This window comes from Kitasatospora sp. NPDC059973 (genome assembly GCF_042737525.1).
Classification (GTDB): domain Bacteria; phylum Actinomycetota; class Actinomycetes; order Streptomycetales; family Streptomycetaceae; genus Kitasatospora.
Genome location: NZ_JBHWUI010000017.1, coordinates 54,035 through 75,596, shown reverse-complemented (window position 1 = coordinate 75,596; position 21,562 = coordinate 54,035). Strand labels below are relative to the sequence as shown.

Below are 21,562 nucleotides of genomic sequence, written 5' to 3'. Positions count from 1 at the left end.
CGGACGCCGTTGGCGGGGAATTCGATCCAGCCGTCGGTGGTGCTCCGGCCCTGGACCCACTTGGTGTTGATGCCGTTGAGGTCGGCCTTGTCGGCCGTGACGGTGCCGAGTTCGTGGCCGCCGTCGCGCAGGACGCGGACGCCGTTGGCGGGGAATTCGATCCAGCCGTCGGTGGTGCTCCGGCCCTGGACCCACTTGGTGTTGATGCCGTTGAGGTCGGCCTTGTCGGCGGCGATGACGCCCCATTCCTGGCCGCCGTCCTTGTGGACGTCGATGCCGTTCTGCAGGAAGTCGATCCAGCCCTTGCCGCCGTCGCGGTCGCCGACCCACGTGGTGTTCAGGCCGTTCAGCTCGGCCTTGTCGGCGGTGAGGGTGCCGAGGTCCTGGTTGCCGTCCTTGTGGAGGGTGGCGCCGGGCTGGGTGAAGTCGATCCAGCCCTTCCCGCCGGCCCGGCTGCCCGCCCACGTGGTGTTGACGCCCTCCACGTCGGCCCGGGCGGCCGTGAGGACGCCCAGGTCGCTGTTGGTGCCGTGGTACACGTTGACGCCGATGTCCGGGAAGGTGATCCAGCCGGCGCTGTCGGTCCGCCCCTGGACCAGCCGGGTGGTCACGTTGTCCACGTCGACCTTGTTGGCCCGCACCGTCCCCAGGTCGCGCTTGGCGTCGCGGACCTCCAGGCCGTCCGCGGTGAAGGTGACCAGGGCCTTGTTCGCCGTCCCCTCGATCCACGGCGTGCGCGTCCCGCTGTCGAACTCGGGGACGAGCGCGTGGACGGTGGTGGTGAGGAAGTACCCCCGCTGCTGCCCGCCGCCGGGGGCCTTGGCGACCAGGGTGTACGTGGTGCCGCGCTTCGGGGCGGCGGTGGGCCAGCTGTAGTCCCGGTGCGCCCCCGCGGCTCCCTGCACGGCCGGCTCGCGGTGGACCTCGGCCCCCGTCGGATCCAGGATCGCGTAGTCGAGACCGGTCGGCCCGTCCCACTGGAGCACCAGGGTCTCGCCCGCGTCACCGTTCACCAGGGACCGCTGCGCGCGGAAGTTGCGCGGGACCCTCGGCGTCTGCTTCACCAGGCCCAGCGTGGTGGTGCAGTGGTCCCGCCGCATGGGTTCGTTGGCGTCGCCGCCGCCGGCCTTCTCGCGGATCTCCAGGAGGGTGAGGCCCGCGCCCTCGGAGACCGGGATGTTCTCCAGCTTCAGGACCAGCGCCCCGTGGCTGCTCAGGAGCGCGTTCTTTCGCGTCGGGGGCTGCGCCTGGGAGAGCTGCGCCCGGAAGTGGCCCTGGGCGCTGTCCCAGCGGAACTCCAGCGCGTCGTCGAACGGGCTCTGGTACGTCCGCTCGACGCTCGCGGTGACCGCCGCGGCGTTGTCCGTCAGGTCGGAGGACATGGCGAGCAACGGCATCACCACGTCGATGTACTCCCACTCCACCTGGGACTGGTGCGTGTTGGAGACGATCACGTAGACCGTCCCCAGGGCGGGTTCGTCCTGGAGCGACGCCTGGAGGGACGTCGGATCGGCGACGAGCTCGTAGTGCAGCAAGGATGACACAGCGCGGACTCCCTACCTCGGTGTTCCACACGACGGGGCGGCCGACAGGACGGGTGCCAACCGACCCGTCGACGGTAGGCACCGCCCTGCGGCCCGGGTGCCGCGATTGCCCGGAGCTGGCCCGAACCGGTCCCCGTCTGGCCTGAACTCCCTTGAAGGTCAAGGAGGTTAGGGTGATCGGTGGTTCGTCCGGGGCGGGAGCGGAGTCCAGCCGGGACTTCGCAAACACCCCTTAGGCCAGGAAGCCCCGGAGCAGGGCGGCCGTCCCGGCGAGGTGCTCCTCGGTGGCGCGGCGGGCGGCCTCGCCGTCGCCGTCCAGGATCGCCCGGACCATCGCCCGGTGCTGGTCGGCGGCGTGCTCGATGTTGCGGTCGAGCATCGGGATGGCGTTCAGCAGGTCGTTGAGGCGCATCCGGGCCTCGGCGATGCCGGTGGCCAGCGTGCGCGAGCCGGTGAGCTCGCCGACGGCGAGGTGGAAGCGCGAGTCCAGCTGGCGGTACCGCTCCGCGGGTGCGCCCTCCAGGTCGGCCAGCCGGCGCTCCAGGTAGGCGCGCTGGTCGGGGGAGAGGGTGCGCCGGGCGGCGGCCTCGGCGGCGCCGGTCTCCAGCACCAGGCGGTAGGTCAGCGCGTCCTCCAGTTCGCCGCCGAGGTCGCGGACGGCGCGGCGCAGCTCGCCGACGTCCGGCGGCGGCATCCGGTAGGTGACGAAGGTGCCGCCGTAGCGGCCGCGGCGCGACTCGACGCAGTCGGCCTCCTGGAGCGTGTGGAGGGCCTCGCGCAGGGTCTCGCGGCTGACCCCGAGCCGGGCGGCGAGGTCGCGCTCGGCGGGCAGCCGGTCGCCGTGCCCGAAGACCCCGAGCTTGATCGCCTGCAGCAGGCGTTCGACGGTCTCCTCGAAGGCGTTGCCGGTCCGGACGGGCCGGAAGATCGCCCCGGCCTGCCAGTCCAGGCGCGCCTGTTCGCGTGCTTCGTCGACGTCCACGCCGGAATCGTACCTATGAGCGCCCTCCGGCACGCACCTTCCGACTCGCGCCCCCGGAGCCCTTGACGCGGCCCTGCCGCTGGGTGAACGATGCTGCTCACCCACCTCAATGGTCTGGTTCCAGACCATTGGAGAGCCGCCCGACCGTCTGACCCGCCGGGAGCCGCGCACCACACCGCCGTGGTCGCGCACGGCCCGGCACACCCTCAACCCCCAGGGGTGCCCATGACCGACGAACGCTCACCCGACCACCCTGCCCCGCCGGTGTTTCCGGACGGCACGCCACCCGTTTCCGCCGACGAACAACGCCTCCGCGAGCTGGGCTACACCCAGGAGCTCGCCCGCTCGATGTCGGGATTCTCCAACTTCGCCGTCTCCTTCTCCATCGTCTCGATCCTGTCCGGCTGCCTCACCCTGTACGGGACGGGGATGAACGCGGGCGGACCCGCCATGATCATCTGGGGCTGGCCGGTGGTCGGCCTGCTGACGCTCTGCGTCGGGCTGGCGATGGCCGAGATCTGCTCCAGCTACCCGACCGCCGGCGGCCTCTACTACTGGTCCGCCAAACTGGCCCGCAGCCGGGGCCCGGCCTGGAGCTGGTTCACCGGCTGGTTCAACTTCCTCGGCCAGGTCGCGGTCACCGCCGGCGTCGACTACGGCGCCGCCTTCTTCACGAACGCCTTCCTCAGCCTCCAGTTCGGCTTCGCGGCCAGCCCCGCGCACACCGTGGAGATCTTCGCCGTCATCCTGGTGCTGCACGGCCTGCTCAACACCCGGGGCGTGCGGCTCGTCGCCTTCCTCAACAACCTGTCCGTCTGGTGGCACCTGGTCGGCGTCGCCGTCATCGTCGGGGTGCTCGTCCTCGTGCCGGACCGGCACGCCTCCGCGTCCTTCGTCCTCACCGAGTTCGTCAACAACACCGGCTTCCACAACCAGCTCTACGTGGCCATGCTCGGTCTGCTCCTCGCCCAGTACACCCTCACCGGCTACGACGCCTCCGCGCACATGACCGAGGAGACCCAGGACGCGGCCCGCTCCGGCCCGCGCGGCATCGTCAACGCCATCACCGTCTCCCTGGTGGCCGGCTGGATCCTGCTGCTCGGCATCACCTTCGCCATCCGCGACTACGACGGCGCGCTGCACAGCGACACCGGGGTGGCGCCCGCCCAGATCTTCATCGACGCGATCGGCACCAACGGCGCCGAGCTGCTCCTGCTGATCGTCATCGGCGCCCAGTTCTTCTGCGGCATGGCCTCCGTCACCGCCAACTCCCGCATGATCTACGCCTTCTCGCGTGACGGCGCACTGCCCGGCTCCGCCCTCTGGCACCGCATCGACCCGCGCACCCAGACCCCCACCAACGCGGTCTGGCTGGCGACCGGCGGCGCGCTCCTGCTCGGCCTGCCCGCGCTCTGGAACTCCACCGCGTACACCGCCGTCACCTCGATCTCGGTCATCGGCCTGTACATCTCCTACGTCATCCCGGTCTACCTGCGGCTGCGCCAGGGCGAGGCGTTCCCGCGCGGCCCGTGGCACCTGGGCCGCTGGAGCCGGGTGATCGGCACCGTCGCGGTCGGCTGGACCGCCGTGATCACCGTCCTGTTCATGCTCCCCACCGTCAGCCCGATCACCGCCGAGAGCTTCAACTACACGCCCGTCGCCGTCACCGTGGTGGTCGGCTTCGCCGGCCTCTGGTGGCTCGCCTCCGCCCGCCACTGGTTCACCGGCCCCCGCATCCACGAGACCCCGCCGGGGCCCGCCGCACCGGACGCCGAAGACGCCGAACTGGAGATCCGTTGAACAGCAGGCTCACCCTCGACGAGCTGCGCGCCCGCGTGGCCGACGGCTCCGTCGACACCGTCGTGCTCGCGATGACCGACATGCAGGGCCGCCTCCAGGGCAAACGCGTCGCCGCCGGCTACTTCCTGACCGACGTCGTCCCGAACGCCGCCGAGGGCTGCGGTTACCTGCTCGCCGTCGACATCGACATGAACACCGTGGACGGCTACGACATCTCCTCCTGGGAGAGCGGCTACGGCGACCTCACCCTGCGCCCCGACCTCGCCACCCTGCGCGCGGTGCCCTGGCACCCGGCCACCGTCATGGTCCAGTGCGACATCACCCAGCACGACGGCACGCCCGTCGCCGTCTCCCCGCGCCAGGTGCTGCGCCGCCAGCTGGACCGGCTGGCCGGGTACGGCTGGCAGGCCCAGGCCGCCACCGAGCTGGAGTTCATCGTCTTCCGGGACACCTACGAACAGGCCTGGGACAAGGACTACACCAAGCTCACCCCGGCCAACCAGTACAACGTGGACTACTCCGTCCTCGGCACCGGCCGGATCGAACCCCTGCTGCGCAGGCTGCGCAACGGCATGGCGGGCGCCGGCCTCACCGTGGAGTCGGCGAAGGGCGAGTGCAACCTCGGCCAGCACGAGATCGCCTTCAAGTACGCCGACGCCCTCACCACCTGCGACGACCACTCCGTCTACAAGACCGGCGCCAAGGAGATCGCCGCGCAGGAGGGCTACAGCCTCACCTTCATGGCCAAGTACGACGAGCGCGAGGGCAACTCCTGCCACATCCACCTCAGCCTCCGCGACGAACAGGGCGCGCCGGTGTTCGCCGGGGACCGGCCGAACGGGTTCTCCCGCACCATGGAGCACTTCCTGGCCGGACAGCTCGCCTGCCTCGCGGACTTCGCGCTGCTGTTCGCCCCCACCGTCAACTCCTACAAGCGGTACGTACCCGGCAGCTTCGCGCCCACCGCGATCGCCTGGGGACGGGACAACCGCACCTGCGCCCTGCGGGTGGTCGGCCACGGCCCCTCGCTGCGCTTCGAGAACCGCGTCCCCGGCGGCGACGTCAACCCCTACCTCGCGGTCGCCGCCCTGATCGCGGCCGGCCTGCACGGCATCGAGCAGCAGCTGGAACTCGAACCGGAGTTCACCGGGAACGCCTACGCCTCCGACGCCCCCCGGGTACCGGCCAACCTGCGCGACGCGGTCACCGCCTTCGAGCGGAGCGCCGCCGCGGGCGAGGCCTTCGGCAAGGACGTCGTCCGCCACTACGCCCACGCCGGCCGGGTCGAACTCGCTGCCTACGACCGGGCGGTGACCGACTGGGAGCGCCGCCGCGGCTTCGAACGGCTGTGACCGCGCCCGACGACCCCGCCCGACACCGACCCGCCCCCGGCGACCGTGACCACAGAGAGCGACCGTGAACCCTGACCGACGACGCCCCCTGATCGGCATCACCAGCTACCAGGACGAGGCCGCCTGGTCCGTCTGGCGCCAGCGCGCCAGCCTCGTCCCGCAGACCTACGTCGACTCCGTCGCCGCGGCGGGCGGCACGCCCGTGCTGCTACCGCCGCAGCCCGGCGACGCCGGCCCTCTGCTGGACGCGCTGGACGGCCTGGTGCTGGCCGGCGGACCCGACATCGACCCCGCCCGCTACGCCGCCGAGGCCGACCCGCGGACCGGCCCATCGCACCAGGCCCGCGACGACTGGGAGCTGACCCTGCTGCGCGGCGCCCTCGACCGCGACCTGCCGGTGCTCGGCGTCTGCCGCGGCATGCAGCTGCTGAACGTCGCCCTCGGCGGCACCCTCCGCCAGCACCTGCCCGAGCGGAGCCACCAGATCGTCCCGGCCGAGTTCGTCCGCCGCCGCGTCGCCGTCGAGGCGGGCAGCCGACTGGCCGCCGTCCTCGGACCGGCCGCCGAGGTCAGCTGCTACCACCACCAGGCCACCGACCGCACCGGCAGCGGACTGCGCGTCACCGCCCGGGCCGAGGACGGGACGGTCGAAGCACTCGAACTGCCCGGCCACCGCTTCGCGCTGGGCGTCCAGTGGCACCCCGAGACGGACCCGGACGACCCGCGCCTGTTCCGCGCGCTCGTCGAGGCGAGCCGCCTTCCCGCCGATCACGCATCCGCACGCCCCAGGGAGACGACCCGATGACCGACCCCGACCTCTACCAGGTGGTCAACCCCGCCACCGAGGAGGTGATCAGCACCGTCGAACTGGCCGGCCTCGCCGAGACCGACGCCGCCGTCGCCCGCGCCCGGGCCGCCTTCGACACCTGGCGCCGGGTCGCCCCCGCCGACCGGGCCCGGCTGCTGCGCGCCTTCGCCGCCGCCGTCGACGGCGACCGGGAGCACCTCGCCGCCCTGGAGGTGGCCAACGCCGGCCACACCATCGGCAACGCCCGCTGGGAGGCCGGCAACGCCCGCGACGTCATCGAGTACTACGCCGCCGCCCCCGAACGGCTCTTCGGCCGGCAGATCCCGGTGGCCGGCGGCCTTGACGTCACCTTCCAGGAGCCGCTCGGCGTCGTCGGCGTCATCGTGCCCTGGAACTTCCCGATGCCGATCGCCGCCTGGGCCCTGGCCCCGGCGCTGGCCGCCGGCAACACCGTCATCGTCAAGCCCGCCGAACTCACCCCCCTCACCGCCCTGCGGCTGGGCGAACTCGCCCTCGAAGCCGGCCTCCCCGAGGGCGTGCTGCAGATCCTGCCCGGCCGCGGCCCGGTGGTCGGCGCACGCTTCGTCACCCACCCGGACGTGCGCAAGGTGGTGTTCACCGGCTCGACCCGGGTCGGCAAGGAGATCATGGCGGGCTGCGCCGCCCAGGTGAAGCCGGTCACCCTCGAACTCGGCGGCAAGAGCGCCAACCTCGTGTTCGCCGACGCCGACCTCGCCAAGGCCGCCGCCACCGCCCCCTACGCCGTCTTCGACAACGCCGGCCAGGACTGCTGCGCCCGCTCCCGGATCCTCGTCGAGGCCTCCGTCCACGACGAGTTCATGGCGCTGCTGGAGCCTGCCGTGCGGGCCGTGCGGGTCGGCGACCCGGCCGACGAGAAGACCGAGATGGGCCCGCTGATCTCCGCCGCCCACCACGCCCGGGTCGCCTCCTACGTCCGGGACGAGTCGGCGGTCGCGTTCCGGGGCACCGCCCCGGACGGCCCCGGCTTCTGGTTCCCGCCGACGGTGCTGGCGCCCGTCCGGCACGACGACCCGGCGTTCACCGAGGAGATCTTCGGACCGGTCGTCACCGTCGTCCCGTTCCGCGACGAGGAGGACGCGCTGCGGATCGCCAACGCCACCGAGTACGGCCTCTCCGGGTCCATCTGGACCAGGGACGTCGGCCGCGCCCTGCGGGTCTCCCGCGGCGTCGAGGCCGGCAACCTCTCCGTCAACTCGCACTCCTCGGTGCGCTACTCGACGCCCTTCGGCGGCTTCAAGCAGTCCGGGCTCGGCCGCGAGCTCGGCCCGGACGCCCTCGCCGCCTTCACCCAGACCAAGAACGTCTTCATCTCCACGGAGGAATGATCAGCATGAGCGAGCGACTCGACGGCCGGGTGGCCGTCATCACCGGCGCGGGCAGCGGCATCGGTCTGGCCACCGCCCGGCGGTTCGCCGCCGAGGGCGCCAAGGTGGTCTGCGTGGACCTCGACCCGGAGACCGGGTCCAAGGCCGCCAACGAGGTCGGCGGCCTCTTCATCCAGGCCGACGTCACCGACGAGGACGCCGTCCGCGACCTCTTCCAGCGGGCGGTGGACGAGTACGGGCGGCTCGACATCGCCTTCAACAACGCCGGCATCTCCCCGCCGGACGACGACTCGATCCTCACCACCGGCCTGGACGCCTGGAAGCGCGTCCAGGAGGTCAACCTGACCTCCGTCTACCTCTGCTGCAAGTACGCGATCCCGCACATGCAGCGCCAGGGCAAGGGCTCGATCATCAACACCGCCTCCTTCGTGGCGGTGATGGGCGCCGCCACCTCGCAGATCTCCTACAGCGCCTCCAAGGGCGGGGTGCTGGCGATGTCGCGCGAGCTGGGCGTGCAGTTCGCCCGCGAGGGCATCCGCGTCAACGCCCTCTGCCCGGGGCCGGTCAACACCCCGCTGCTCCAGGAGCTCTTCGCCAAGGACCCGGAGCGCGCCGCCCGCCGCCTCGTCCACATCCCCGTTGGCCGCTTCGCCGAGCCGGAGGAGATCGCCGCGGCGGTCGCCTTCCTGGCCTCCGACGACTCGTCCTTCATGACCGCCAACACCTTCCTCGTCGACGGCGGCATCTCCGGCGCCTACGTCACCCCGCAGTAGTCCCGACCGCACCGCCAGGACCGGCCGGCGCACCGCGGGGTGCGCCGGCCGGTCGTGCGTTCCCGACGGCCCGGTCGCCGTGCAGCGGAATCCCCGTGTGCGTGCAACCTTTCGACCCGCTCACCGCATCTACCTGATGTCAGGGTGCTGTGAGGGGGAGGGGTGCTTCAGGTGTAGTCACGGACCCGCGGACCCGGGGCGGGTGTCGGCGCCCGGTCGCCGCCGGACCGGCGGTTCGTCGGCGTTCTCCTCATCGGGGGGGTCTTCTCGGTAATTCACCGGAGACCCTTGTTCCGGCATGCCGTCCGAAGAAATGCGCGGCGGAATTCACGGGCAGCCTCCGGGTATCTGTGACACGGCCGGGACATTACCGTTCGACTGATCGTTCGATGCGTCAGAAATGGGCGCTAGCATTCCGGCATGGCTTCTCAACTTCCCCCGATATGGAATGCGTCCGACGCCGGAGAGAACCCCCCGGCGCGAAGTTCGCCGCTGCGGCTGGTCCGCCACGGTGGGACCTTCCTGGGCGTGAGCGTGGTGTCCGGTGCGCTGCTGGCCGGTGTGGCCCTGCCCGCCGTCGGCGCGTTCGGGCTGACCGCCAAGAGCACGGCGGAGAGCTTCGAGGACATTCCGGGCGAATTCAAGACGCCGCCGCTGACGCAGGCCACGCAGATCTTCGACGCCAAGGGCGGGCTGATCGCCAAGGTCTACGAGCGCGACCGCACCGTCATCCCCGCCGACCAGATGTCCCCGTTCATGCGCCAGGCGCAGGTCGACATCGAGGACGCGCGGTTCTACGAGCACGGCGCCGTGGACCTCAAGGGCGTGCTGCGGGCGGCTAGCAAGAACGCGGAGAGCGGTACCGCCTCGCAGGGTGCCTCGACGCTCACCCAGCAGTACGTGAAGAACGTCAATGTGGAGAAGGCCGGCGAGGACCAGGCGGCCGTCCTGGAGGCGCAGCGCAAGACGCTGGGCCGCAAGATCCAGGAGCTGAAGGTCGCCATCAAACTGGAAGAGGAGATGACGAAGGACGAGATCCTCACCAACTACCTGAACATCACCTATTACGGTCACGGCGCGTACGGGGTGGAGGCGGCCTCGCAGCGCTACTTCGGCAAGAGCAACAAGGACCTCACCGTGGCCGAGGCCGCCACGCTGGCCGGCATGGTGCAGAACCCCTCGCTGTACGACCCGGTGCGCTTTCCGGAGAACACGGTGAAGCGCCGGAACGTGGTGCTCGACAAGATGGTCGAGAACAAGCACCTCACTGCGGACCAGGCGAAGGAGGCGAAGGCCGCGCCGCTGGGTCTGCAGTACCGGGAGCCGCAGAACGGCTGCATCACCGCCCAGGCGGGCATGGGCTTCTTCTGCGACTACGTCCGGCACGTGGTGAAGCAGGATCCGGCGTTCGGCGCGAGTGCCGCCGAGCGGAAGAAGTTCTGGGACCAGGGCGGTCTCAACATCTCCACCACCATGGACCCGGACAAGCAGGCCGCCGCCCAGAACGCGGTGACCACCAAAGTGAAGGTCACCGACTCGGTGTCGGCCGCCGCGACGATGATGGAGCCGGGTACCGGCAAGATCCTGGCGATGGCCCAGACCCGCCCCTACGGCCTGGACGTGAAGAAGAACCAGACGGTCGTCAACCTCAACGTCGACGCGGCGATGGGCGGCGGCAACGGCTTCCAGCCCGGGTCGACCTTCAAGCCGATCGTCGCGGCCGCCGCGATGGAGGCGGGCCTGACGCCGGTCACCGAGTACTCCTCCCCGAACAAGCTCGAGTACCCGACGATGAAGACCTGTGCGGGCACCTGGAAGAACACCGACAAGCCCAGGACGGTGGTGCCGAACGAGTCCGCCAGTGAGAAGGGCCCCTACCAGCTGAAGGAGGCGATGGCCCGCTCGATCAACACCTACTTCGTGCAGATGGAGCAGGAGATCGGCCTCTGCTCGGTCAAGCAGATGGCGAACAAGCTCGGCATCACCACCCGGGCCAGCGGCAAGCCCCTGGACGAGGTGCCGGCGATGGCGCTGGGCGTGGAGGAGATGAGCCCGCTGACCATGGCCAACGTCTACGCGACCTTCGCCGCCGGGGGCAAGTACTGCGCCCCGACCGCGATCAACAAGATCACCACCGTGGACGGCAAGGACATCGCCGTCCCGGCCGCCAACTGCGGCCAGGCGTTCTCCGAGTCGACGGCCCAGGTGCTGAACACCATCCTCAACGGCGTGACCGCGGACGGCACCGGCTCGGCGCTCAACCTGGAGGGCGACCGGCAGATCGCCGGCAAGACCGGCACCTCGGACAAGAAGCGGGCCGCCTGGTTCAGCGGTTACACCCCGCAGCTCGCCACGTCGGTCTGGCTCGGCGGGCCGGCCGGCGGTGTCGAGATGCGCAACATCACCATCGGCGGCAAGCACTTCTCGGAGGTGTTCGGTGCCGACGGTCCCGGCCCGATCTGGCAGTTGGCGATGAACCTGGCCCTTCGCGGGGAGCCGAAGAAGTCCTTGAAGATGGCCGACATCCCCGACCCGGCGCCGAAGACCGACCCCAATGCCAGCGGCTCGACCCCGCCGTCCGCTCCGCCGGCCACCACCTCGGCCGGTCCGCAGCACTGACGCCCGCGGGTGGTCGGGCCACGTGCCCCGACCACCTGCCGTGATTCTCCCGTCGCCGGGCTGCCGGGCTGCCGGGCAACCGGGCGGCCCGGCGGCTCAGGGGCGGTGTCGGAGGCGCCCGTTAGCCTGGCGCCATGCCTTTGATGAGTCACGCCGTGCTGACCGACCCGGAGTTCCTCGTCCCACCGGTCCCCGACTCCCCGCCGGGCGGCGTCGCCTGGCTGAGGTCGTCCGTCGCGCGCTTCAGCAGCGGCGCGGCCCACCGCCGCAGACGTGCGCTGGCGGAGGCCGAGCTGGCGTCCGTCGACCCGGACGCTCTTCGGCTGCGGGCGGCCGAGCGGGGTGACGGGCCGGTCGAGGTGCTCGCCGAGGCGCTCGGCCTGCCGCCGGAGGTGGCCGGGGATGTCGCCCTCGTGGCGGCGTCGTACCAGCCGCACACCGCGATCACGGAGGAGGCGGACCGGGCGCTCGCCCGGCTGGTCGAGGTGTGCGGAGGCGTCGCCGACGAGGCCACGGCCAACCGGATCGGGCTGCTCGTCCAGGCCTGCGACGCGACCAAGGCCCTGGTGGCCCACACGGTGGCGGGGCGCACCGATCCGCCGGTGCCCCTGACCCGCCGGGTGGCGCCGGACGGCACGCTCGTGGAGGTCGGCCTGGCGGACGAACCGTTCGGCGCCGGCCCGCACGCCTGCCCCGGCCGTGCGCACGCGCTCGCCCTCGCGGCCGGCCTGGTGGAGGCGACGGCCCGATGACCACCGCCTTCCACGCCCTGCACCACGCGGACCGGCCGTTGCTGCTGCCCAACGCCTGGGACTTCGCCTCGGCCGCTGCGCTGTCCGCCGCCGGGTTCGCCGCCATCGGCACTACCAGCCTCGGCGTTGCCGCGGCCAACGGCATTCCCGACGCCGCGGGCCTGGCCCGGGACGAGACCGTGGCACTGGCCGGGCGGCTGGTCCGGCTGCCCTGTCCGGTCACCGTCGACATCGAAGCCGGCTTCAGTACGGACCCGGCCGAAGTGGGTGACCTGGCGGTCGAGTTGGCCGAGCTGGGAGTCGCCGGGGTCAACCTGGAGGACGGCCGCGACGACCACCTGGCCGACCCCGCGGCGCAGGAGGCGCTGGTCCGCGAGGTGAAGCGCCGGGCGCCGGGGATCTTCCTCAACGCCCGCACGGACACCTACTGGCTCGGGGTCGAGGCCTCGGTGCCCGCGACGCTGGACCGGGCGCGACGGTACGTGGACGCGGGCGCGGACGGCGTCTTCGTGCCCGGCCTGGCGCGCGAGGGCGACATCGCCGCCGTGACGGCCGCGGTGCCGGTCCCGGTGAACGTCCTGCACCTGCCGGCGCTGGGCCTGGACAGGCTGGCGGAGCTGGGCGTGCGCCGGGTCAGCACCGGCTCCCTGCTGTTCCGTGCGGCCCTGGGCGCCGCGGTCGGCACGGCGGTCGCCGTCCGGGACGGCGGACAGCTGCCCGCCGGCATCCCCGGCTACGCGGAGGTCGACGCGCTCAGCGGCTAGCCCGGGGCCGACCGGCCGGGGTGGCCGACGCCGCCGCACGGGGCCGGCGCCGGACACCCCGGCGGTCCGGGGAGGTCACGGCGTGGTGTGGCGGAGGATGTCGAGGACTTCGTCGGTGATCGCGGCCTCGTTCCGTTCCAGGTCCGGGCCGGTGAGCCGGTCGGCGTGCTCGGGGAGGCCGGTGAGCACGGGGGTGTGGAGGTGGCCGCCGGGCAGCCGCGGGGCGAGTTCCAGCCGCAGTCGGTTGGAGCGGTAGGCCACCTCGTTGGACAGGTACCCGCCGCCCCCGCCCTCGACGGCCCGGGAGCCCGGGGTGGGACCGTCCTCGCGGTCGACCGGCGCGTCGCCCCCGGCGGGGATCTCGGTGACCACGGTGTTCAGCTGGACGGGGTACGGCTGCTGCACGGCGGTCATGGCCGCGGCGGGCAGGGTGGTGGCGATGAACTCGGCCCCGGGCCCCATGCCGGGGGCGGTCACCGGGTGCTCCCGGGTGCCGCCGGAGAGCGTGCCGGTGTTGTCCGGGTACGGGTCGGCGGAGCGGGCGCGGCCGGCCCAGGCCTCCACGGTGAACAGCCCGGGGTAGCCCTGGCTGATGGTGGTGATCTGGTCGGCGGACCGCGGGCCGGGGGAGAGGCGCGGACCGAAGGCGCGCTCGACGATGCCGTGGTCGAAGTCGGCGTAGCGGACGGGGAGCAGTACGGCCCGGATCTCGGCCCGGGTGCCGTCCGCCAGGGTGATCCGCAGACCGTTCAGCCGCAGGGCGGCGGCGCCGGAGGGGTTGGCGCGGCGGAGCTCGCCGTCGAGGCCGAAGGGGTCGAAGCCGCTGACGAACACCCGGCGCAGGCCCGGCGTCCCGCTGAACTCGTTGTCCAGCAGCCCGCGGGAGGCGTCCTCGAACCGCGAGCGGAGGTCGGCGGTGTCGACGGGGAAGGCGGGCTGCCACTGGGCGAGCCGGACGGTCATGGCCAGCCGCGTCCAGTAGAGCGGGCGGTCGTCCCGGGCGGGCAGGTCGCCGCCGCGCCGCCGGTCCTGGGCGCGGTCCACCGCCGCCCGCCAGAGCGCCCGGCCCCAGGCGTCCACGAGCTCCCGGGCCTCGGCGGCGTTCCGCGCGGAGCACAGGGCGGCGGGGAACCTCCCGACGAAGTCACCGAGCCCGGCCCGCTCGGTGAAGGCGGCCGCCCTCGGATCCGCCAGCCGTGCCTGTTCGGCGTCGACCGGGGGCGCGGCGGCGGTGCGACAGGCGGGCTGGGCCTGGGCCGCCGCGCTGGTGGGGAACAGGGGGAGGGCGAGCGCGCCGACGAGGCTCGCGGCCAGGAGATAGCGGGTGCATGTCATGAAGTGTGACATTACATCGGTCTGCTGACGCTCCGCCAGATCGTCTCGGGGCAGCCTGCCCCGCCGCTGCCGGCGGCACCGGGCCCCGGCGTGGACTGTTGACACCGTCGTGCCCCGGTCCCTAGCGTGAGGCGCTCCGTCATTACCGGCCGGTAGGGAACGCTCATGGATGCCGAACGCCCGTACGACCTGGTCCTGTTCGGCGCCACCGGCTTCACCGGCGCGCTGACGGCCGAGTACCTGGCCCGGAACGCGCCGGCCGGCTGCCGCTGGGCGCTGGCCGGACGCAACCGGGGCAAGCTGGAGGCGCTGCGCGCGCACCTCGCCACCCTGGAGCCGGGCTGCGCCGACCTCCCGCTGCTCATCGCGGACTCCACCGACCCCGGCTCGCTCCGGGAGGTGGCGGCCGCGGCCCGGGTGGTGGTCTCCACCGTCGGCCCCTACCTCAGCCACGGGGAGCCGCTGGTGGCCGCCTGCGCGGACGCCGGCACCGACTACGTCGACCTCACCGGCGAACCCGAGTTCGTCGACCGGATGTACCTGCTGCACCACCGCCGGGCCGTCGAGACCGGCGCCCGGCTGGTGCACTCCTGCGGCTTCGACTCGGTGCCGCACGACCTGGGAGTGCTGTTCACCCTGGAGCGGATGCGCGAACTCGGTGCGCTGCCCGACGGCGCCGCGGTCTCGGTACGGGGCTTCGTCCGGGCCGGCGGGACGTTCTCCGGCGGCACCTTCGCCTCCGCGCTGACCGTGATGTCCCGCCCCCGCGCGGCCGCCCGGGCCGCCCGGGAACGCCGCGCCGCCGACCCCCGGCCGGCCGGCCGCAGGATCAGCGCCAAGGCCGGTCCGGTCCGGCGGTCGGCCGAGGCCCGCGCCTGGGCGGTGCCGATGCCCACCATCGATCCGCTGGTGGTCGCCCGCTCGGCCGCCGCACGGCCGGACTACGGCCCGGTCTTCCGCTACGGCCACTACGCGGCGGTCCGGCGGCTCCCGGTGCTGCTGGCCGGCGGCGCCGGACTCGCCCTGCTGGCGCTCGCCGCCCAACTGCCGCCGCTGCGCCGGGCGCTGACCGGCCTGCGCAAGCCCGGCGCGGGGCCCAGCGCCGAGCAGCGCGCGGCCTCCTGGTTCACCGTCCGCTTCGTCGGCGAGACCGGCCCCGGGCACCGGGTCTTCACCGAGGTGTCCGGGGGCGACCCGGGTTACACGGAGACCGCCAAGATGCTCGCCGAGTCGGCGCTCAGCCTCGCCTACGACGAACTGCCGCCCACCGCCGGCCAGGTCACCCCGGCGGTCGCGATGGGCAGCGCGCTGATCGACCGCCTGACCGCGGCCGGTCTGCGCTTCACCGTCCTGGACGCTCCGCCGGCCACCGCCCCGAGCCGGGGCTAGCGCCGGGCACCACGACGGCAGGGCCCCGACGCACCCTCCCCGGCCGGGCCGGCGCGGTCAGGACAGGATCTCGATGAACCCGTCGGTCCCGTGCACGCGGATCCGCTGCCCGTCCCGGATCAGCCGGGTGGCCCGCTCGACGCCGACGACGGCCGGCAGGCCGTACTCCCGGGCGATCACCGCGCCGTGGGTCATCAGGCCGCCCACCTCCGTCACCAGCCCCGCGATGCCGACGAACACCGGCGACCAGCTGGGGTCCGTGAAGGCCGTGACCAGGATGTCGCCCGCTTCGAGATCGGCCTTCGCCATGTCGAGGACGACACGGGCCCTTCCCTCGACCGTCCCGGCGGACACCGGTACGCCGACCAGTGCCCCGGCCGGCACGTCGTCGCGCCGGTACGACCCGGTGAGGGCCTCGCCGTCCGAGGTGAGCACCCGGGGCGGCGTGAGCGCGTGGTACGAGCGGAACGCGTCCTTGCGCCGCCGGAGGAGCCCGGCGTCCACCCGGTGCGTTCGCACGACGGTGTGGAGTTCCTGGAACGTGAGGTGGAAGGCGTCCTCCCGCTCGGTCAGCACACCGGCCTCCACCAGGCGTTCGGCCTCCCGGAGCAGGGCCTGCCTGTAGACGGCGTAGCGGCTGATGATGCCGTACTTGGGGTACTCCCGGTACCCGATGAAGGTGCGGACCCGGTCGATCATCGCCTTGGTCTCGGCGGCCTTGAGGTCCCCTTCCGGCAGGGCCCGCAGGCGGGTGAGCACGTCCTGTTCCTTCTGCTCGGCCTTCCGCCGCCCCTGCTCGAAGCGCCGTGCGGCGGCGCCCGGTTCGAAGTTCCGGACGTGGTCGAGGATCACGGGCACCAGCGTGTCGGGGCGTTCGCGCCACCGCGGCCTGGTGATGTCGATCTCGCCGACGCAGCGCATGCCGTACCGGTCGAGGTAGGCCTCGATGGCGTCCCGCGCCTCGGTCCCGCCCGCGAGCTTCGCCAGGTCGTCCAGGAAGTCCTCGTCCCCGACGCCCCGCAGGAACGCCACCACCTCCGGGTGCGGGCGGATCACGTCCGCGACGTCGAGCAGCGCCAGCCCCATCTCCGACGTGACGTTGTCGGGGGCGGACAGCGTCAGGGTGTCGGCCGAATTCTTCTCGCCCAGCCACTCCCGCAGCTTGTCGTTGAGCCACCAGGTGGCCTCCATCCCCGCCATGATCACCTGGAGGCTCAGCGGGTCGCTGAGCACCCGCTTGTGCTCCTCGAAGGCCTCCAGCAGGAACTCGAACAGCGCCGGTCCGGTCTTCGTCCGGATGTCGCGCTCCAGAGCGGCGACGGACGCCCGGCTGCGTTCGATCAGCCCGGTGACGATCGCCGGATCGGTCGCGATCGGGGTGGGCGCGCCACCGGCCGGCGGGCCGACGGGCGCCGTGTCCGGGACCGTCGGGACGAAGTCGCCGCGGTCCAGGACGGTCTCCAGCGCGTCCCTGACCAGCGGATCGCCCCTCCCGATGAGGTCCAGGAGAGCGACCCGGCCGGTGGGTGAGGCGAGGCGCGGGGTGACGTCCACGAACAGCCTGCCGCCGGCCTCGTGCATCGCCACCATGGCCGTCAGTTGCCACATGGAGTACCCCAGCGGCTTCATGGGGTCGGTCATCATCTGATTGTGACCGACGGAGACGTAGACGTGGTTCTCCCGGTCGCCGCGCTCGGGGACCGGGAACAGCGTCGTGACCGGCCGGCTCTGCACGATCCGGAAGCCGTCGTCGACCAGGCACCACTCGATGTCCTGCGGGGTGCCGAAGTGCGCCTCGATCCGCCGCCCGAGCCGCACGAGCCGGAGGACCTGCGCATCCGTCAGCGCGGGCTGCTCGCGGCGCCGCGGCTCGACCGCCACCTCCCGCGTACCGCCGCCCGGCAGGGCGTACAGGGCGCGCTGCTTGGCGGCGATCGTCCGGACGACGACCTCGTCGCCGCGCACCTTGAAGACGTCCGGGTTCACCAGCCCGGATACCAGGGCCTCGCCGAGGCCGAAACCGGCGTCCACGGTGGCGACCGTCCGGTCGCCCGTGACGGGGTCGGCCGTGAACAGGATGCCGGCCGCCTCCGGGAGGACCATCCGCTGCACGACCACGGCCATCCGGACCGTACGGTCGTCGATGCCGTTGCGCCGGCGGTAGACCACCGCCCGCTCGGTGAACAGCGAGGCCCAGCACAGGCTGACGTGCCGGAGGACCGCCGCCGGCCCCACGACGTTCAGATAGGTGTCCTGCTGGCCGGCGAATGAGGCCGTCGGCAGGTCCTCCGCCGTCGCGCTGGAGCGGACGGCGTAGGCGGCCCGCTCGCCGAACCGGCCGAGTGCGCCGGTGATCTCCGCCGCGAGGTCGTGGGGGAGGGCGATCTCCTCGACGGCCCGACGGATCCGCGCGCTGAGGGTGCGGACCCCCTCGCGATCGTCCGGGTCCAGGCGCGGGAGTCGGTCGAGCAGACCGTCGATCGACGGGGCCTCCGCCATGATCCTCCGGAAGGCGTCCGTCGTCACGCAGAAGCCGTCCGGTACGTGGACGCCGTCGATCCGCGACAGCGTGCCCAGGTGCGCACCCTTGCCGCCGACGATCGCGCTCTGGCTCTCGTCCACCTCATGAAGATCCCGCACGTACTGCTCGTTCATTGCCGTACCTCCGGGGCAGCCGTCTTCCCTTGCACTGCGGCGGCCGGTCGGATCACCGGCGCCCGCGATTTCGTCGAACTTCCTGTCGAGCACGTTCCTCATTCCCGCCGGCCGTTCCGCCGGCGCGTCGGCCGGGGCGCGCCCCCACGCGTCGCATCGGGCACCCGCGACTCCACCGCTGGTCCCGCCACTGGTCCTGCCACTGATTCGACGCCACCGTGCCCGCCGTGCGTCGACAGCGACACACGGCGGGCGCACCCCGATTTCCGCAGGTGGTGGCTTCGGCCGACGATTCTGCACCGTGCCGGGGGCCTTGCGGCAAGCCCCCCGCTGCGCTATATCTTGATAACGGCAAGGAGAGTCTTCTCCTTGCCTTCGCCATTTCCGGGCCCATTCCCGTCCGATGGAATGACGGGCTTCTCGCGCGTGCGGGCCCACCGCCGTCCGCCGGATCCGGACGTGGAGCGGGTGGTGCGGGTGGGGTGGTTCACCCGGCGTGGTGCGTGAGGTGGGTACGTGCCGGGTCCGCACCGGCGGTGCTGCTGTTTTCGGCCGAGCCGCGTCGGACCCGGGTGTGTTGTGCAGGAGTCTTCACAGGTGGCGGCGCCGGTTCCGGTTTGCGGTGCTCCATGATCCGATGGCTTCCGGCCGAACTTCCCGAGGCCCATTGCCGCAGGTGCCGGGACTGGTGGAGGCTCCCCTTCAGACAGCGAGGGTGCGGCCTCCAGGTGTTCCTCTACGAGATTGGACTACACCATCATGGCGATTCGCAGAGTGGTCTCCTCCGTGGCCCTGGCCGGCGTCCTGGCCGGCGGCGCGCTCCTGGCGGCCCCGGCCGCCCAGGCGACCGGCTTCACCTACATCGGGATGTACCCGAGCGCTGCCGCGTGCGAGACCGCGGGCAAGGCCTACGTGTCGTCGGGCCAGGCGGTCACCTACTTCTGTGACGCGGCCCCGAACACGGCCCGCCTCTCCGTCTGGTTCTACTGATCCGCCAGCTGTACTGACCCGCGGGGCCGGTACCCGGAAGGGTGCCGGCCCCGCGGTCCGCCGAGGGGGCGTGTCACCGGTAGGGTCCGGCCGTTGTCGGAGCCGCGTGGAACGGGTGGCGCTCACCGCCCCGTTCAGCCCGGCAGGGCCCTCGCGACCTCCCGCGCCAGGTCCACCTGGTCCTCCGAGGGGGAGGTCGGAAGCGGCGCGGTCTGCCGCGACCATGCGTCGTCCATGGCGAACCAGTCGATCGACGCCGGCGGCGCGCCGCTCGTCAGAGCCTCGTCCAGCGACGAGAAGTAGGAGCTCCACCGCCGGGCGTAGAGGCCGGCGACCAGGCCCGCCCACTCCCGGTTCGCGTAGTCGTGCAGCCCGTGGACGTCGCTCGGGACGCGGCCGCTCCAGTTCGCCAGGACCGACCGTGCGTCGTACTCCAGCCGGTCGCGCTCCGCCGCGTCGGCGCCCCACGAGCGGGCGGCGGCGATCCACGGCCCGACCATGGACCGCGCGTCGGTCCCGGACAGGCGGTCGACCAGCGCGAGGTCGGCCTCCCACTCGCGCACCAGCGACCGGAACAGCGTCCGGTCCCGCGCGTGGTAGGCGCTCGCGATCTGCGGCAGCAGCGCTCGCGCCCGGTTGTCCAGCGCCTGCCGGGCGACGTTCACCAGGTCGAACCGGTACGCGTCGCAGGACCGCAACACCGGTGACACCAGCAGCAGTTCGTCGAGCGCGGCCCGCACCCGTGCCGGGTCGTAGCGCATCGCCGGGGGGCTCCACGTCGCGGCGGTCGCCACGGTCAGGCTCGGGCGCGCCGCGAACAGGCTGTCCTGCGCCTCGCTCCACCGGCCGGACGGCATGCTGTACGGGCCCTGCCGAAGGGCCTCCCACGCCGCCGCCGCATGCGGGTCGGCCGCGCCGTAGCGGCGCGCCGCGTAGGCGGCGAACCACGCGGCCTGATCGATCCCGGCGGGCTCCCAGGCGAGCCGGCCGAACAGCTCGAACGCCGCAGGATCCGTCCCCACCGCCTCCGGCAGGTACGCGATGCCCTGCAGTGCGCTGCCCGGCTTGGTCCGCCACTGCTGGAACCGCCGCACCCACACGGCCGAGTTCGCACCCGGCGAGGTGTGGCCGCCGAAGTTCGGGATCGTCCCGAAGGCGTACGGGGCGCCCTGCCACTGCGGCTCGCGGTCGAGTCCGTCGTAGCGGTCGGCCAGGCCGTCCAGGATCAGCATCCGGCCGCGGTCCACCCCCGACAGCACGGCGCCCGACGGGTTGCTCTCCCAGCCCAGGATCGCCCAGGTGGCCAGCGGGTGCGCCGCCAGCAGGGCCCGCTGCACGGCCCCGGCCGCGGCGCTCACGTCCACCGGCCCCGCGGTGCCGCCCTCGTGCAGCAGGTCCATCTTGTACATCGCGCTGTCGCCGAACGCCTCGCGCTGAGCGCGGTAGTAGGCGGCCGCGAGCCTCGGGAAGGCCGCGCTCGTCGGGTCGAGCCAGTCGGGACGGTCGAGCCCCACCCAGGTGCCCTGTGGTACCACCCTGGCGTCGGCGTTCCTCGCAGCGAAGCCGGGGGGAACGGTGCCGAAGAAGCCGGGCAGCACCGGTGTCATCCCCAGACCGCGGAGGTGGTCCGCGATCCGTCGGCCCAGGGCCGCCCGGGCGGTGAGCAACCGCTCGGACTCCGGCCCGCCGACCCCGCTCAGGTTCTGCAGCAGCCACCAGCTCTGGTGCGCGGGGGCCGGGATCCACGACCGCAGCTCGGCGCCGCTGTAGCCGAAGCCCTGGAGCGCCTGGTAGTAGGGGAGTTCGGCGCCGGTCTGGACGAACACCTCGTTGAAGCCGTGGAGCGCCAGGACGTCCGCCTCGTGCTGGTACGTGGCGAAGTCCCGGTAGGCGCCCGAGTAGCCGGCGTCGGTGTCGTTGAGCGCGTAGCGGTGCGGGACGACGGCGGTGCGGCCGACCGGGGAGCCGACGCCGGGCAGGACGGCGGGCAGCGCGCCCAGCGAGTCTCCCGGCAGGCCGATGTCCACGTGGGCGACGTTCTCCAGGTACCAGCCGGCTCCGGTCAGCAGACTCGCCGGCGACGTCCCGGACACCGTGACGGCCCCTGCCGTGCCGGACACCGAGAACGAGTCCCCGCCCGCCCCCTTGGCGACCGGGACCAGCGTGAACTGGTCGTGCTGCGCCGGCAGCAGACGCGCCAGAGCGGCGGCCGCCGGACCGGGATCGAACGCCGGCCCGGCGGCCGCGCCGGCGGGAGCCCCGGCGAGCGCCCCGGACACGGCCAGCGCGAGCGCCAGCCCCGACCGCCCTGCGGTGGAAGCCATGGTCACCGGGGTCTCCCATCGAGTGCGGGGCGGGTCCAGTCCTTCCTCGAATATGGGGGCCGAGAGGCCGCTGCCGGACGTTCTACCGGCCGGTTCGGCGGCGGGGGG

At 72.8% G+C, this 21,562-nt stretch carries 15 protein-coding genes; 10 read left to right on the top strand and 5 right to left on the bottom strand.

Annotated features, from left to right (window positions below; all coding sequences use genetic code 11):
• Positions 1 to 1,544 (bottom strand): hypothetical protein (locus ACFWA9_RS07725; protein ID WP_380384273.1); only part of this gene is annotated, 1,544 nt, incomplete at its 3' end.
• Positions 1,545 to 1,776: 232 nt separating this feature from the next.
• Complete coding sequence (locus ACFWA9_RS07720) at positions 1,777 to 2,526, bottom strand: FCD domain-containing protein (RefSeq protein WP_329485424.1); 750 nt, start codon at positions 2,524 to 2,526, stop codon at positions 1,777 to 1,779.
• Positions 2,527 to 2,751: 225 nt separating this feature from the next.
• Here ACFWA9_RS07720 and ACFWA9_RS07715 point away from each other — a divergent pair, with 225 nt between their 5' ends.
• The 8 genes from ACFWA9_RS07715 to ACFWA9_RS07680 all read left to right on the top strand — a co-directional run bounded on the left by ACFWA9_RS07715 (position 2,752) and on the right by ACFWA9_RS07680 (position 12,761).
• Positions 2,752 to 4,326: an amino acid permease gene (locus tag ACFWA9_RS07715; protein ID WP_380384270.1), complete on the top strand. Its 1,575-nt coding sequence runs from the start codon at positions 2,752 to 2,754 to the stop codon at positions 4,324 to 4,326.
• Positions 4,323 to 5,678 carry a glutamine synthetase family protein gene (locus tag ACFWA9_RS07710; protein ID WP_329485423.1) on the top strand — a complete coding sequence of 452 codons (1,356 nt, stop codon included), beginning with the start codon at positions 4,323 to 4,325 and terminating at the stop codon, positions 5,676 to 5,678. The genes ACFWA9_RS07715 and ACFWA9_RS07710 overlap by 4 nt, the downstream gene beginning before the upstream one ends.
• A 64-nt stretch (positions 5,679 to 5,742) precedes the next feature.
• Positions 5,743 to 6,483: a gamma-glutamyl-gamma-aminobutyrate hydrolase family protein gene (locus ACFWA9_RS07705; protein ID WP_380384267.1), complete on the top strand. Its 741-nt coding sequence runs from the start codon at positions 5,743 to 5,745 to the stop codon at positions 6,481 to 6,483.
• Positions 6,480 to 7,853, top strand: coding sequence for an aldehyde dehydrogenase family protein (locus ACFWA9_RS07700; RefSeq protein ID WP_329485421.1), 1,374 nt, complete (start codon positions 6,480 to 6,482; stop codon positions 7,851 to 7,853). The genes ACFWA9_RS07705 and ACFWA9_RS07700 overlap by 4 nt, the downstream gene beginning before the upstream one ends.
• A 5-nt stretch (positions 7,854 to 7,858) precedes the next feature.
• Complete coding sequence (locus ACFWA9_RS07695) at positions 7,859 to 8,626, top strand: 3-oxoacyl-ACP reductase (protein ID WP_352286669.1); 768 nt, start codon at positions 7,859 to 7,861, stop codon at positions 8,624 to 8,626.
• A gap of 528 nt (positions 8,627 to 9,154) precedes the next feature.
• Positions 9,155 to 11,245, top strand: a complete 2,091-nt coding sequence (locus tag ACFWA9_RS07690) for a transglycosylase domain-containing protein (RefSeq protein ID WP_380384263.1) — start codon at positions 9,155 to 9,157, stop codon at positions 11,243 to 11,245.
• A 134-nt stretch (positions 11,246 to 11,379) separates the two neighbouring features.
• The gene (locus ACFWA9_RS07685) at positions 11,380 to 11,997 is read left to right on the top strand and encodes a hypothetical protein (RefSeq protein WP_380384260.1); all 618 of its coding nucleotides are present in this window, start codon (positions 11,380 to 11,382) and stop codon (positions 11,995 to 11,997) included.
• Positions 11,994 to 12,761: an isocitrate lyase/phosphoenolpyruvate mutase family protein gene (locus ACFWA9_RS07680; RefSeq protein WP_380384257.1), complete on the top strand. Its 768-nt coding sequence runs from the start codon at positions 11,994 to 11,996 to the stop codon at positions 12,759 to 12,761. The genes ACFWA9_RS07685 and ACFWA9_RS07680 overlap by 4 nt, the downstream gene beginning before the upstream one ends.
• 75 nt (positions 12,762 to 12,836) lie before the next feature.
• Here ACFWA9_RS07680 and ACFWA9_RS07675 read toward each other — a convergent pair whose 3' ends face one another.
• On the bottom strand, positions 12,837 to 14,096 hold the full coding sequence (locus ACFWA9_RS07675) for a pyroglutamyl peptidase (RefSeq protein ID WP_380384254.1): 1,260 nt from the start codon (positions 14,094 to 14,096) through the stop codon (positions 12,837 to 12,839).
• A 165-nt stretch (positions 14,097 to 14,261) separates the two neighbouring features.
• Between ACFWA9_RS07675 and ACFWA9_RS07670 the strand changes: the two genes are divergently transcribed.
• Positions 14,262 to 15,485 (top strand): saccharopine dehydrogenase family protein, encoded by a 1,224-nt coding sequence (locus ACFWA9_RS07670; RefSeq protein ID WP_380384251.1) that lies wholly within the window; start codon positions 14,262 to 14,264, stop codon positions 15,483 to 15,485.
• Between the two features lie 57 nt (positions 15,486 to 15,542).
• Here ACFWA9_RS07670 and rph read toward each other — a convergent pair whose 3' ends face one another.
• A complete protein-coding gene (gene rph / locus ACFWA9_RS07665) occupies positions 15,543 to 18,140 on the bottom strand; it encodes a rifamycin-inactivating phosphotransferase (RefSeq protein WP_380384248.1) in 2,598 nt (865 codons plus the stop codon).
• A 759-nt stretch (positions 18,141 to 18,899) separates the two neighbouring features.
• Here rph and ACFWA9_RS07660 point away from each other — a divergent pair.
• The gene (locus ACFWA9_RS07660) at positions 18,900 to 19,130 is read left to right on the top strand and encodes a hypothetical protein (RefSeq protein ID WP_329485413.1); all 231 of its coding nucleotides are present in this window, start codon (positions 18,900 to 18,902) and stop codon (positions 19,128 to 19,130) included.
• 134 nt (positions 19,131 to 19,264) lie between these two features.
• Here the strand turns inward: ACFWA9_RS07660 and ACFWA9_RS07655 are convergent, their stop codons facing one another.
• Positions 19,265 to 21,454: an alpha-N-acetylglucosaminidase gene (locus ACFWA9_RS07655; protein WP_380384245.1), complete on the bottom strand. Its 2,190-nt coding sequence runs from the start codon at positions 21,452 to 21,454 to the stop codon at positions 19,265 to 19,267.
• Positions 21,455 to 21,562: the final 108 nt, after the last annotated feature.